Consider the following 14,410-nt stretch of genomic DNA (forward strand, 5'->3'; position numbering starts at 1 on the left):
ATTGGGACTCGCGGGTCCCTGATATGGATCGTTTTGCGCGTCTATTTGTCAGCCGTTCGATTGCGCGAGCCCGCGCAGCGCCGCGAACATCAGTTCCGCTCGCCGCCAGTCTTCGGGCGTGTCGATGTCCTGTACCAGATGACGCGGCAATACGACGGGCATCGACAGCGGCGAAAAGAGCGTGTCGCCGCGCTGCCACGCTTCGGCGCGGCCCCAATAAAACTGGCCGGCGTCATGCCAGGTTTCCGGCAGGTCCTGCGAACGCGTGAGCCGGTGCTCGGGATACACGGCATCGAGTCCGCCATCCGCCGTCAGCCGCAATGCGCGCTGAACCGGAAACGCAAAGGTCGTCACGGAAAACGCGTACGACTTCTCGCGATGCTGTTCGAGCATCGCAATGCCTTCACGCAAATAGCGAACGTCGATGAATGGCGCCGTAGCGTAAATGCAGCACGCGTAGCCATAAGATTCGCCGAGCGCGCGCAGTGCATGCTGAACGACTTCGAGCGTGCCGGCGTGATCGTTCGACAGATCGGCGGGACGCATGAACGGCGTCTGGGCACCGTACTCGCGGGCGACGGCCGCGATCTCCTCGCTGTCCGTGCTGACCACGACGCGATCGAACAGCGCGCTATCCAGCGCGGCGCGAATCGAATGCGCGATGATGGGCACGCCGTCGAACAGGCGAATGTTCTTGTGCGGGATGCGCTTGCTGCCGCCGCGTGCGGGAATGATGGCGACGCGGCTCATCCCAGCACCCGCTTCAGTTGTGCGACGACGCGATCTTGCTCGGCGTCCGTGAGCGTCGCGTAGAGCGGCAGGCTGATCGCCTCGCGGTAATACTGCTCCGCTTGCGGAAAATCGCCTGGCTTGAAGCCGCGCCGGCGATAGTAGGGTTGCAGATGCACGGGGATGTAGTGCACGTTGACGCCGATCTCCGCGCTGCGCAATGCATCGAACACCGCGCGGCGATTCGCATGCGCGCCGTCGTCCGGCACCCGCACCACGTACAGATGCCACGCCGACTCTTCAAGCGCGTCGAGTTGCGGCAACTGCAGCGGCAAGTCCTTCAGCAGCGTGTCGTAGCGTTTCACGAGCGCACGGCGTCGCGCGAGGAATCCATCCAGGCGTTTGAGTTGCGACAGCCCGAGCACGGCCTGAATGTCGGTGATCCGGTAGTTGAAGCCCAGTTCCTGCATCTCGTAGAACCATGCGCCTTCGTTGGGCTCATCCATTTGCGCGGCGTCGCGTGTGATGCCGTGGCTGCGCAGACGGCGCAGACGCTCGCTCAATGCCACGTCGTTGGTCAGCACCGCGCCGCCTTCGCCCGTCGTCACGATCTTCACGGGATGGAAGCTGAACACGGTCATGTGCGCATGGTCGCCGCAGCCGACGGGGCGTCCCGCATACGATGCGCCGACGGCATGCGAAGCGTCTTCGATCACCGTGAAGCCGTACTCGTCCGACAGACGCTTCACGCGCCGCATGTCGCAACTGCCGCCCGCGAACGCAACAGGAATCACGACCTTCGGCAAGCTCCCCGTCGTGCGCGCCGCCGACAGTTTCGCTTCGAGCGCATCGACATCGAGGGAATACGTGAGCGGATCGATATCGACGAAATCGACTTCAGCGCCGCAATACCGTCCGCAATTGGCCGAAGCGACAAACGTGTTCGGCACGGTCCACAGACGATCGTTCGGGCCGAGCCCTGCCGCGACGCATGCGATGTGCAGCGCCGCCGTCGCGTTGCACACTGCGATCGCATGACGCGCGCCCGCGCGCCGCGCCAACTCTTCCTCGAAGGCGGCGATCGCCGGGCCTTGCGTGAGCCAGTCGGAACGCAGGACTGCTTCGACGGCGGCAATATCCGCTTCGTCGATCGACTGCCGGCCGTAAGGGATGAACGCGGTCATGGGTGTTGCTTGTCGAGCGCGGCCAGTTCGTCCACGCTGAGGAACCAGCCGTTGTTGTCGGACGTGTACTTGAAGCCTTCCGTCACGCGCTTGCCCGTCTCGCCCATCCCGTTCGTCTCGTACTCGCTTTGCACGACGAAGCGGATCGCGGGTGTGATCACGTAGTGGTCGTCGTATTCGAACGTGTGCGGACTGTCGTCGCGCGCAATCATCATTTCGTGCAGCTTCTCGCCGGGACGAATGCCGATCACGTGCTGATCCAGTTCGGGCGCCATCGCCTGCGCCAGGTCGACGATTCTCACCGACGGAATCTTCGGCACGAAAATCTCGCCGCCCTGCATGCGCTGGAAATTCTTCAGCACGAAGTCCACGCCGTGATCGAGCGTGATCCAGAAGCGCGTCATGCGCTGATCGGTGATGGGCAGACTCTTTGAACCGTCGGCGACCAGCTTGCGGAAGAACGGCACCACTGATCCGCGCGAACCGACCACGTTGCCATAGCGCACCACGGCGAAGCGCGTGCGATGCTTGCCGACCAGATTGTTCGCCGCTACGAAGAGCTTGTCGGACAGCAGCTTGGTCGCGCCATACAGATTGATTGGGCTGGCGGCCTTGTCCGTGGATAGCGCGATCACTTTTTCGACGCCGTTTTCGATCGCGGCATTGATCACGTTTTCCGCGCCCGTCACGTTCGTGCGAATGCATTCCGTCGGGTTGTATTCGGCGGCGGGAACCTGCTTGAGCGCGGCGGCGTGCACCACGTAGTCGATACCGCGCATCGCCTGGCGCAGGCGCTCGGCGTCGCGCACGTCGCCGAGGAAGTAGCGCATGCACGGCGCGTCGAACTTCTGCTGCATCTCGTATTGCTTGAGCTCGTCGCGCGAAAACACGACGACGCGCGATGGCTTGTATTGCGCCAGCACGGCAGAAATGAACTTGTGGCCGAAGGAACCCGTGCCACCCGTAATCAAAATTGACTTGTTGTCCAACATTGTTCGCTTCCTTGATATGGAGCCGTACTTCCCGTAAGCCGCCCTGTGCGTTCCCGCTGCCTGTTTTGACCTGCTATGCCTGCCTGCCGCCGTGCGCCGCAACGGCGCGCGATGTGCGGTAGCGCTGCCGGAGAACGGGGATCGGCACATGCCATCCTTCAGCGCCCAGCAGCGCATCCTTGAGCGCCGCGAATTCGCTCGCGCGATGAAACGTGCCCGCGCCGCTTTGCGCGCGCGGCGCGATATGCCCGTCGCGCAGCGACGACCAGTTGTCGATGAACAGATCATTGATCGCCTGCTGCAGCTTCGCGTAGCTGCTGGCAAGCGTCTCGCTGGCTTCGTCGAACGACACTTCGCGTTGCAGCAGCAACGCGCCCGTATCGATGCCCTCGTCGATCAGGTGGATCGACACGCCCTTCGGCGTTGCGTCGAGAAACGACCACAGGTTCGGATCGGCGCCGCGGTTATAGGGCAACAGCGAGATATGCAGGTTGATGAATCGGCCGGGCGCCGCCGCGAGCACGTCGCGCTTCAGAATGTGGCGATACGAGTGACTTACAATCAGGTCCGGGGCGAGCGCGACGAGCTCCTGCGCGCTCACGGGCGTCTCGCGCACGGTCAACGTGTCGCGTTGGCCGATCCAGTCGGCCAGCGGCCGCGCCTGCTCGCCACTCGTCAAAAACAGTACTTTCATTTCCCTATGCCGAACCCTGAAGATTTCACTGTCGCCCGTTACGACGCTGTCATCGTCCTCGCGAACCTGATGGACGCAGAGGGAAACCTGAATGACGAAACTCGCGCACGCGTCGACCTCGGCATCGAAGCAATCGAAACCGGCCGGGCGCCGACGCTGGTGATGTGCGGCTGGGCCTATCGCGAAGACTCCGACATCTGCATCGCCGATGCGATGCGCCGCTACGCGGTCGAACAGCGCAATGTCGATGCATCGCGCGTCATTGCGGAAACCACCTCGCGCGACACCGTCGGCGATGCCGTTTTCACCCGGAGCAACCTCGCAGCCACGTTCGGCGGCTCACGCATCCTCGTCGCGACGAGCCGCTATCACGCTGCCCGTACGCTCGAAATCTTCACCTTCGTCTATGGCCCGTCCTTTCACATCGACGTGGACGGCGCAGGCGGTCCCGCCACGGCCGCACAGCTGACCAGCGAGGCGCGTTCGCTCGATGCCTTTCGCGCCACGTTCGCGGGCGTGGAGCCCGGCGACACGGACGCAATCTTCGAGCGGTTGCGCGAGCGTCATCCGTTCTACAACGGTGACATCTACCCTCGGGTCTGAAGCGGCACGCCTCGCAGCGTCATTCGCGAACCCACGGCAACATCCGGTAACACGATGGAAGTATCCGTGACATAAGGTAAAAACGACGCGTGGAAATGCGGGCGAAAAGCACCGCAATTCGCCCGATGAGCCCGCCCGCGCGGTGCGGCGGCGCGCGTTGGTCGCAGGCGGCGCGGGCGCGGGCCGTGCCCGCCGCGTGTTTCGCCGCCCGTCGGGCTGTCGCTTTGCACGTCGGACGGCTAACATCTCACCTTGATCGAACCAGAGGAGCCATGCATGAAGCGAAACGGTCGGGCGCGGGTGCGCCGTAGCACGCGGGCACCATCGACGCGTCCGTTTCTTCCGCTGATCGCCGCTGCGTGGTTCGCCATGGGAACACTGGCGCTGTCGCCCGGTTTCGCCCATGCCGCGATGAACCTCTGCGCTGCACCCGCGCTGCAAACCAGCGAGCGCACCAACGCCGATCCTGGCGTGAAGGCACTGGTGAGGAATGTGCAGGCGCATCTGAGCGAGCCGGCGCATGCGGTGCGTCAGTTGCACACGGAAGGCACGCTGCCGCACGAAGGCATCTATGACGAGAGCAAGGAAGCCGAGAAAGATCTCGACCTGTTGCGCGACGCCGCGCTCGCGTGGCGCGCCACCAGCGACGACCGCTATCTGAAGCTCGTCGACCGCCTGCTGTACGCGTGGGTCACAACCTACGAGCCGTCGTTCAATCCCATCGACGAAACGCCGTTCGAAGGCTTGATCCTCGCCTACGACATGACGGCGAGCGCGCTACCCGTGAAGACCCGCAACGCGACGATGGCGTTTCTGACGAAACTCGCGAACGGCTACATCGCGCAAATCGACACGCAAAAGCGGCCGCTCACGGGCACGTATCGCAACAACTGGCAAAGCCATCGCGTGAAGCTGATCGCAATGGCTGCCTTCACGCTCGACAACCGCAAACTGATCGACGCGGCGCAGCGCCTGTACGTCGAGCACATCAACGACAACGTCGCACCCGACGGCACGACTGTCGACTTCAGCGAACGCGACGCGCTGCACTATGTCACCTACGATCTCCAGCCGCTCGTGACGGCAGCGCTGGCCGCGCGCCGCCACAACCGCAACTGGCTCAACGAGCGCGCGCCGGGCGGAGCGACGCTCGCCGCCGCGCTCAACTGGCTGACGCCGTATGCGACGGGCGCGAAAACCCACGACGAATTCGTGCATTCGAACGTGCCGTTCGACGCAAAACGTCGCGAAGCCGGTTTGCCCGGCTATAGTGGACAGTGGGATCCGAAAAATGCGGCCGAGCTGTATCACCTCGCCGCGCGGCTCGACGGACGCTACACGCCCGTCGCGCTGAAACTGGCACCGACGCCGCCCGCGTGGCTCGCCGTGTGCCTGCCCTTGCCGGCGCGTTGATCACGCGCGGGGCAATGGCTCAATGAGCTGCCGCGTTACCCACGCGGTGCAGCATCCACGACATTCAAGCTAGCAGGAGCAGTGATGGCAGTCAGCGTTTTCGATCTCTTCAAAATCGGCATCGGTCCGTCGAGTTCGCACACGGTCGGTCCCATGCGCGCAGCGCTGATGTTCGCGCAAGGGCTCGAGCGCGATGCGCTGCTCGAGAACACGGCATCGGTGAAGGTCGACCTGTATGGATCGCTCGGTGCAACGGGCAAAGGCCACGGCACCGATCGCGGCGTGATGCTCGGCCTGCTCGGCGACGCACCCGACACCGTCGATCCCGACACGATCGCGGCGCGCCTCGAACAGGTTCGCGTATCGCGCACGCTCGCGCTGCTCGGCACGCACGTCATCCCGTTCATGCAAAAGGACCACATTTCGTTTTATCGGCAGGCGCTGCCGGAACATCCGAACGGTCTCAAGCTGCGCGCATTCGATGCGAATGGCGAAACGCTGCGCGAAGCGACGTATCTGTCGGTGGGCGGCGGCTTTGTCGTCACTGCGGGCGCGCCTAACACGAAGGTGCTTGCCGCCGTCGATCAGTTGCCGCATCCGTTTCGCACGGGTGCGGAGTTGCTGGAAATGTGCAAGACCACGGGCAAGAGCATTGCGCAACTGATGTGGGACAACGAGCGCGCATGGCATACGGACGAAGAGACGCGTACGGGCCTGCTGAAAATCTGGAACGTGATGCAATCGTGTGTCGCGCGCGGCTGCGGAATCAACAACCCGGATGCCGAAGGCAATCTGCCCGGGCCGTTCCAGGTGAAACGCCGCGCACCGCAGCTGTATCGCGGGTTGACGGGCAATCCGGAGCGCGCGCTGCAGGATCCGCTGTCGATGGTCGACTGGATCAATCTGTACGCGATCGCCGTCAATGAAGAAAACGCAGCGGGCGGCCGCGTGGTCACCGCGCCGACCAACGGCGCTGCGGGCATCATTCCCGCCGTGCTGCACTACTACACGCGCTTCATGCCGCACGCTACCGAACAAGGCGTGCTCGACTTTCTGATGACAGCCGCCGCGATCGGCATTCTCTACAAGCTGAATGCGTCGATTTCCGGCGCGGAAGTGGGCTGCCAGGGCGAGGTGGGCGTCGCATGCTCGATGGCGGCGGGCGCGCTCGCGGCCGTGATGGGCGGCACGCCGTTGCAGGTCGAGAACGCCGCCGAAATCGGCATGGAGCACAACCTGGGCCTCACGTGCGATCCCGTCGGCGGGATGGTGCAGATTCCGTGCATCGAGCGCAATGCGATGGCGTCCGTGAAGGCCGTGAACGCGGCGCGCATGGCGCTGCGTGGCGACGGCAGCCATTACGTATCGCTCGATTCCGTCATCAAGACGATGCGCGAAACGGGCGCCGACATGAAGACGAAGTACAAGGAAACGTCGCGCGGCGGTCTCGCGGTAAACATCATCGAATGTTGACGCTTTTGCGAATGACATTGAAGAGGGTCTCGGCGTAAGCTGTCGAAGCTCTTCTGACTGGAGGTGTGTTCGCAATGTCGCTGTCTTCCGATGCTTCAAATATGACCACGGGCGCACGGCTCATGGTCGACGCGCTGCTGACGCATGGCGTCGAGCGCGTGTTTTGCGTGCCTGGCGAAAGTTTTCTGGCGATCCTCGATTCGTTGCACGACGAGACGTCGCAGATTCAGACAGTTGTGTGCCGCCACGAAGCGGCCGCCGCCAACATGGCGGAAGCCGTCGGCAAGCTGACGGGCCGGCCGGGCATCGCGATCGTCACGCGCGGACCGGGCGCGACGCACGCATCGATCGGCGTGCACACGGCGTTTCAGGACTCGACGCCGATGATCCTGCTGATCGGCCAATGTGCGCGCGAGCATCTGGACCGCGAGGCGTTTCAGGAAATCGACTACCGGCGCATGTTCGGCCAGATGGCGAAGTGGGTCGCGCAGATTGACGACGCGCGCCGCATTCCCGAGTACATGAGCCACGCGTTCCACGTCGCGACGTCGGGTCGCCCTGGCCCTGTCGTACTGTCGTTGCCTGAAGACATGTTGAGCGACGCGTGTGCCGCGATGCCGGGTGCGCCCGCTTATCAGCGCGTGGCGGCCGCGCCGGCGCCGCAGCAGATCGAGCGTCTGCGCGGCCTGCTCGAAGGCGCGAAGAAACCGATGGTGATCGCGGGCGGCAGCGGCTGGACGCCGCAAGCGTGCGAAGACCTCCGCACCTTCATCGAGAACTGGCAGCTACCCATCGGCCTCGCGTTCCGCTTCCAGGACACGCTCGACAACGAGCATCCGAACTATGCGGGCGATGTGGGTCTCGGCATCAATCCCGCGCTTGCCAAACGCATCCAGGACGCCGACGTGCTGCTCGCGCTCGGCCCGCGCCTGGGCGAAGCGACGACGAATGGCTACACGCTGCTCGACATTCCGAAGACGAAGCAGACATTGATCCACGTGCATCAAGGCGCGGACGAGCTGGGCCGCGTGTATGCCGCCGATCTGCCCATCGTGTCGGGCATGCCGGAAATCGCATCGATGCTGGCGGCGCTGAAACGGGTGGCACAACCCGCCTGGTCAGGCAGCGCGAAGGAAGCGCACGACGCGTACCTCGAATGGCGCAAGCCGCGCATGGTTCCGGGCGATGTGCAACTCGGCGAGATCATGCTGCAGCTTCGCGAACATCTGCCGAAGGACGCGATTCTCACGAACGGCGCGGGCAATTACGCGACATGGCTGCATCGTCATTTTGCGTATCGCCATTTCCGTTCCCAGTTGGCACCGACTAGCGGCGCGATGGGTTATGGCGTGCCGGCGGCGATTGCGGCCAAGTCGATGTATCCGGACCGGACGGTGGTCGCGTTCGCAGGCGATGGCTGTTTCATGATGTCGTCATCGGAGATCGCGACGGCGGTGCAATACGACTTGCCGGTGATATTCATCGTCGTGAACAACAGCCAGTACGGCACGATCCGGATGCACCAGGAGCGCCATTATCCGAATCGCGTGCATGGAACGGGGCTGACCAATCCAGACTTCGCGGCGTTTGCAAGATCATTCGGCGCCCACGGCGAAACGGTGGAACGCACAGAAGACTTCATGCCCGCATTCAAGCGCGCGCAAGAGTCGAAGAAACCGGCGGTAATCGAAGTCCGGATGATCCAGGAAGCGAGCACACCGGGCGCGACACTGGAGCAGGTGCGCGAGCAGGGCAGGAAACTGCGCGGCGAATAAGCAGGAGCCACGGGCGCCTTTTGGGGCCCGTGGGCACGAGTCAAGAATTGGCGGTGTGAGCTGCTTTCTTTTGCCTACTTTTCTTTGCAGTCGGCAAAGAAAAGTAGGTGCCGCCCCGCACAGGGCAACGCTAGAAGCAGCGATAACAAACCGCGGATGCCAGCCACAGCACAAGCAAAAAACAAAAGCCTCGCAGAGCAAAAACCCTACGAGGCTTCCACAAAATCAGCAGCGCTCAGCTAACAACAACCCCAAGCGCCGCAAGGCAAAAAAACTTACTTGCCACCCACGCTCTGCAGCGTCGTCCACTTCCCATCAACGACCTTATACAGCGTGATGCCACCGTTTTTCAGATCGCCCTTGGCGTCATAAGCGAGATCTTTGGTCGTCACAGCAGGCATGCTCGTCTTCGCGAGCAACGGCAGGTACTTCGCCGGATCCGTCGAGTTCGCCTTCTTCATCGCGTCGAACATCGCCATCGCACCGTCGTAAGCGTACGGCGAGTACGTCTGAACGTCTTCACCGAAGCGCTTCTTGTACTTCGCGACATAGTCCTTGCCGCCCGGCATTTCTTCCAGCGGCAGACCAGCCAGCGAAGCCACCGTGCCGTTAGCGGCATCGCCAGCGACTTGCAGGAACGTCGGCGTGTGGACCATTTCGCCGCCCATCAGCGGTGCCTTGATGCCCAGCGTCTTCATCTGCTTGACCATCGGCGCTGCCTGCGAATCGGCGCCGCCGTAATAGATCAGATCCGGCTGAACCGACTTCAGCTTCGTGAGGATCGACTTGAAGTCGACAGCCTTGTCGTTCGTGAATTCACGATCGACGATCGTGCCGCCCGCCGCCTTCGCTGCCTTCTCGAACTGGTCGGCAAGACCCTGGCCGTATGCCGTGCGGTCGTCGACGATCGCGATCTTCTTCATGCCCAGGCTCTTCACTGCGAACGTGCCCGCAACGGAGCCTTGCTGCGTGTCCGAGGTCATCATGCGGAACGTCGTCTTGAAGCCCTGCTGCGTGTATTCGGGCGCCGTCGCCATCGCGATCTGCGGAATGCCCGCGTTCGCGTAGATGCGCGAGGCCGGGATCGTCGTGCCGGAGTTGAAGTGACCCAGCATGCCCTTGATGTTGTCGTCGACCAGCTTCTGCGCGACGGTCGTACCCGTGCGCGGGTCAGCCTGGTCGTCGGCGACGTCCAGCACGAAGCGAACCTGCTTGCCGCCGATCATCGGCTTCGTCGCGTTCATGTCTTCGACTGCGAGCGTGATGCCGTTCTGGAAGTCCTTGCCGTAGTGCGCTTGCGCGCCCGTCATCGGACCCGCGAAGCCGATCTTCACGTCTTCGACCTGCTGTGCATGCGCGGTCCCCGCCAGCGACATGGCTGCGAACAACGTCGCGCCTGCCAGCTTTTTCATCGTGTGTTGCATATCTTCTCCTTGGTACCAGGTGTGGACGGCGCGGTGATCGGGGTCGCCGTCTCGCGCCATTTTTTGAATCGATCGAGCGAGGTTCGCTCAGCCGATCGTCATCAAATTTGCATTACCGCCTGCTGCTGCCGTATTCACGCTCACCGAACGCTCCGTCAACAGGCGTTCGAGTGCGTAATCCTCATCGCCGCTTTCCAGCGCGCGTGCCGCGACGCCCTGCACCGACACGATGGGACCCGCGCGCTTCGCGATGTCCTTCACGAGTGCCAGCAACTCGTCGCTGTCGCCTTCGAAGAGCGCGGCATCGAACGATGCTTCGGCGTTCTTCTTCACGCTCGCGTACTGCTTCAGCGACGGCGGCAGCGCGGCATACAGTTGCTCGCCCGCCGCGCCTTCGAACAGCGCCTTGTTGCCCGTCGCCAGCGCCGCCGCGAACTGCACGCGCGCGCCGCTCGCTGTCGATGCAACACACAGCACCGTGCCGCGTGCGCCGAGCGTGTACGTGTTGCGCTCGCCCGTCGGGCCCGCCAGCACAGCCGTCGCGCCCGCCGGGATGTGCGACAGGTAGCCGTCACAACGTGCGGCCAGCACCGGCTCGCGTTCCGCGATCAACCAGTCGCGCAGCGTCGTCAGCGCAGCGGCAGGATTATCGCTTGCCGCGTTGCCGTTTTGTGCAGCGCTTTGCCCACCATTCGCCGCGCCTTGCGACGCGTCGACCATCAAGGTCCGCGCAAGCGACTTCGGCAAACCGGCCGGACGCGTCGCCAGCAGACGCTGCAGATACAGCGCGCCGCCCGCCTTCGGACCCGTGCCCGACAGCCCTTCCCCGCCGAACGGCTGCACGCCGACCACCGCGCCGATCACGTTGCGGTTCACGTAGATATTGCCCACGTGCGCGCGGCCGATCACATGCGCGATCGTTTCGTCGATGCGCGTATGAATGCCGAGCGTCAGCCCGTACCCCGTCGCGCGGATCTGTTCGAGCAGTTTGTCCAGCGCGCTGCGGCGGTAACGCACCACGTGCAGCACGGGGCCGAACACTTCACGCTTCAGTTCGTCGATGTTGTCGAGTTCGATCAGCGTCGGCGGCACGAACGTACCGGCTGCACAGCCATCCGGCATCGGCATCTGTGTGACCTTGCGGCCCTTCTCGCGCATCGAGGCGATATGCGCGTCGATACCGCGCTTCGCTTCCGCGTCGATCACGGGACCCACGTCGATCGACAGACGGTCGGGATTGCCCACCGCCAGTTCCTTCATCGCGCCCGTCAGCATTTCGAGCGTGCGGTCCGCGACATCGTCCTGAAGACAGAGAACGCGCAGCGCGGAACAACGTTGACCGGCCGAATCGAACGACGATTGCAGCACGTCGGCCACAACCTGTTCGGCGAGCGCCGACGAATCGACGATCATCGCGTTCTGGCCGCCCGTTTCGGCGATCAGCGGAATCGGCTTGCCATCAGGGTCGAGGCGATTCGAAAGCGTCTTGTTGATGAGACGCGCGACTTCCGTCGAGCCGGTGAACATCACGGCGCGCGTGCGTGCATCGGCGACCAGCGCAGCGCCAACCGTTTCGCCATCGCCCGGCAGCAGTTGCACTGCGCCCGCGGGCACACCCGCTTCGCGCAGAATGCGCACGGCTTGCGCGGCGATCAGCGGCGTCTGTTCGGCGGGCTTGGCCAAAACCGTGTTGCCTGCGGCGAGCGCCGCGGCTACCTGACCCATGAAGATCGCCAGCGGGAAGTTCCACGGACTGATACACACGACGGGACCGAGGGGGCGATGCGTGTCGTTCGAGAACTCGTCGCGGATCTGACTCGAGTAGTAGCGCAGGAAGTCGATCGCTTCGCGAATTTCGGCGACGGCGTTCGGCAGCGACTTGCCCGCTTCGCGCACCACGAGGCCCATCAGGGTATGCATCTGCGCTTCGAGCAGATCGGCGGCTCGCGCGAGGCAATCGGCACGCGCTTCAACAGGCGTCGCCTGCCAGATGGGCGCAGCGGCGACGGCATGCGCGAGCGCGGCGCTCACGTGTTCCGGCGTCGCTTCGACGACCGTGCCGACGAGGTCGCGGTGATCCGACGGGTTACGCACGTCCCGTGCACGACCGACGGCGATCTCGTTGCCTTCGAGCATCGGCGCGGCACGCCACGGATGATTCGCGCTAGCCAGCAGCGCCGACGACAGCGACGCGAGGCGATGCTCGTTCGACAGATCGAGGCCCATCGAATTGGTGCGCTCCGCGCCGTACAGATTGCGCGGCAGCGGAATCTTCGCGTGCGGCGCGCCGAGCGGCACGATCTTCGCAGCTTCATCGACGGGATCGGCGACGAGATCCTGCACGGGCACGGTTTCATCAGCGATGCGGTTCACGAATGATGTGTTCGCACCGTTTTCCAGCAGGCGGCGCACAAGGTACGCGAGCAACGTTTCATGGGTGCCGACGGGCGCATATACGCGGCACGGACGATTCAGCTTGTCGCGGCCCGTCACTTCTTCGTACAGCGGCTCACCCATGCCGTGCAGGCACTGGAACTCGTACTGGCCGGGGTAGTAGTTCTGGCCCGCCAGGTGATAGATCGCGGACAGCGTGTGCGCATTGTGCGTCGCGAACTGCGGATAGACGGCATCCGGTGCGCCGAGCAGCTTCTTCGCGCACGCGAGGTACGACACGTCCGTATAGATCTTGCGCGTGTACACGGGATAACCTTCGAGGCCATCCACCTGCGCGCGCTTGATTTCCGTATCCCAGTACGCGCCCTTCACCAGACGGACCATGATGCGGTGGCGGCTGCGACGCGCGAGGTCGACGATGTAGTCGATCACGAACGGACAGCGCTTCTGATATGCCTGCACGACGAAGCCGATGCCATTCCAGCCTTGCAGCTCCGGGTCGAAGCACAGCGCTTCGAGCAGATCGAGCGAGATCTCCAGACGGTCCGCTTCTTCAGCGTCGATGTTCAGGCCGATGTCGTAGCGGCGCGCGAGAATCGCAAGCGCGCGCACGCGCGGCAGCAGCTCGCTCATCGTGCGTTCCTGCTGCGAACGCGAGTAACGCGGATGCAGCGCCGACAGCTTGATCGAAATGCCCGGGCCTTCGTAGATGCCGCGGCCGCCCGCCGCCTTGCCGATCGCGTGGATCGCCTGCTCGTACGATGCGTAGTAGCGCTGCGCGTCGGCTTCCGTGGTCGCGGCTTCGCCGAGCATGTCGTAGGAGTAGCGGAAGCCGCGTGCCTCGAACTTGCGGCTGTTGGCGAGCGCTTCGGAGATGGTTTCACCCGTCACGAACTGCTCGCCCATCAGGCGCATCGCCATGTCGACGCCCTTGCGGATCAGCGGCTCGCCGCCCTTGCCGATCATGCGCGTGAGCGCCGACGACAGGCCCGTTTCGCTATTCGTCGTCACCAGCTTGCCGGTGATCATCAGGCCCCACGTCGCCGCGTTCACGAACAGCGACGGTGCATGACCGACGTGCGAACGCCAGTCGCCCTTGCTGATCTTGTCGCGAATCAGCGCGTCGCGCGTTGCGCGGTCGGGAATGCGCAGCAGCGCTTCCGCGAGACACATCAGCGCCACACCTTCCTGGCTCGACAGCGAGAACTCGTGGATCAGCCCTTCGACGCCGCCGCCCGTGCTCTTCGAGCGCAGTGCTTCGACGAGCTTGCTCGCCATGGCCTGCACGTCGTTCGCGATATTCGCAGGCAGACGCGCCTGGCCTATCAGGAACGGCACGCATTCCGGCTCCGGCCGTCGATACGCAGCCGTGATCGCCGCACGCAGCACCGACTGCGGCTGCACGCTCTGCGCGAATTCGAGGAACGGATGCAGTCCGTCGCTTTCGTCCGGATCGGCGGCACCATCGGCCAGTTCGGTTGCGCCGTGATGCCCGGACAGCTCGGCGGGAAGCTGGCCGTGCTCGATCTTCTCGAGGTAAGCGAAGATCGCCTGCTTGATCAGCCAGTGGGGAGTGCGCTCGAGGCGCGTCGCGGCATCTTTCAGCCGGGTACGCAGCAGGTCGTCGACTTTTACGCCAAGGGTGGTGCTCGCCATGATTCCTTCTTTATGCGCCGGGCGGACGCCGGCCAAAGACTAAAAAGTTGGGCGAATCGTACCCCTCCCAATA

Annotated in this window: 10 protein-coding genes; 4 read left to right on the plus strand and 6 right to left on the minus strand. The window is 63.8% G+C overall.

The annotated features are described in order from the left end of the window. Nucleotides 1–48: 48 nt before the first annotated feature. The 4 genes from pseF to BPHY_RS15350 form a co-directional block, all read right to left on the minus strand. On the minus strand, nt 49–750 hold the full coding sequence (gene pseF / locus BPHY_RS15335; protein ID WP_012402357.1) for a pseudaminic acid cytidylyltransferase: 702 nt from the start codon (nt 748–750) through the stop codon (nt 49–51). Further along, nucleotides 747–1,913: a UDP-4-amino-4,6-dideoxy-N-acetyl-beta-L-altrosamine transaminase gene (pseC, locus tag BPHY_RS15340; protein WP_012402358.1), complete on the minus strand. Its 1,167-nt coding sequence runs from the start codon at nt 1,911–1,913 to the stop codon at nt 747–749. Before pseC ends, pseF begins: the two co-directional genes overlap by 4 nt. After that, nucleotides 1,910–2,905: a UDP-N-acetylglucosamine 4,6-dehydratase (inverting) gene (gene pseB / locus BPHY_RS15345; protein ID WP_012402359.1), complete on the minus strand. Its 996-nt coding sequence runs from the start codon at nt 2,903–2,905 to the stop codon at nt 1,910–1,912. Before pseB ends, pseC begins: the two co-directional genes overlap by 4 nt. A 73-nt stretch (nt 2,906–2,978) precedes the next feature. Continuing rightward, the gene (locus BPHY_RS15350; protein ID WP_012402360.1) at nt 2,979–3,599 is read right to left on the minus strand and encodes a formyltransferase family protein; all 621 of its coding nucleotides are present in this window, start codon (nt 3,597–3,599) and stop codon (nt 2,979–2,981) included. Between the two features lie 6 nt (nt 3,600–3,605). Here BPHY_RS15350 and BPHY_RS15355 point away from each other — a divergent pair, with 6 nt between their 5' ends. From BPHY_RS15355 to BPHY_RS15370, 4 genes are all read left to right on the plus strand, one after another. Beyond that, the gene (locus BPHY_RS15355; protein WP_012402361.1) at nt 3,606–4,202 is read left to right on the plus strand and encodes a YdcF family protein; all 597 of its coding nucleotides are present in this window, start codon (nt 3,606–3,608) and stop codon (nt 4,200–4,202) included. A gap of 369 nt (nt 4,203–4,571) precedes the next feature. After that, nucleotides 4,572–5,615 carry an alginate lyase family protein gene (locus BPHY_RS15360; protein ID WP_244257727.1) on the plus strand — a complete coding sequence of 348 codons (1,044 nt, stop codon included), beginning with the start codon at nt 4,572–4,574 and terminating at the stop codon, nt 5,613–5,615. Nucleotides 5,616–5,699: 84 nt separating this feature from the next. Beyond that, nucleotides 5,700–7,088: an L-serine ammonia-lyase gene (locus BPHY_RS15365; protein WP_012402363.1), complete on the plus strand. Its 1,389-nt coding sequence runs from the start codon at nt 5,700–5,702 to the stop codon at nt 7,086–7,088. 74 nt (nt 7,089–7,162) lie between these two features. Continuing rightward, entirely contained in the window at nt 7,163–8,863 is a 1,701-nt protein-coding gene (locus BPHY_RS15370) for a thiamine pyrophosphate-binding protein (RefSeq protein ID WP_012402364.1), read from the plus strand. A gap of 275 nt (nt 8,864–9,138) precedes the next feature. On the opposite strand, the gene BPHY_RS15375 is transcribed toward BPHY_RS15370, so the two are convergent. Further along, entirely contained in the window at nt 9,139–10,287 is a 1,149-nt protein-coding gene (locus BPHY_RS15375; protein ID WP_012402365.1) for a branched-chain amino acid ABC transporter substrate-binding protein, read from the minus strand. An 87-nt stretch (nt 10,288–10,374) separates the two neighbouring features. Then, the gene (putA, locus tag BPHY_RS15380; RefSeq protein ID WP_012402366.1) at nt 10,375–14,337 is read right to left on the minus strand and encodes a trifunctional transcriptional regulator/proline dehydrogenase/L-glutamate gamma-semialdehyde dehydrogenase; all 3,963 of its coding nucleotides are present in this window, start codon (nt 14,335–14,337) and stop codon (nt 10,375–10,377) included. Nucleotides 14,338–14,410: the final 73 nt, after the last annotated feature.

Source organism: Paraburkholderia phymatum STM815 (assembly GCF_000020045.1).
GTDB lineage: Bacteria > Pseudomonadota > Gammaproteobacteria > Burkholderiales > Burkholderiaceae > Paraburkholderia > Paraburkholderia phymatum.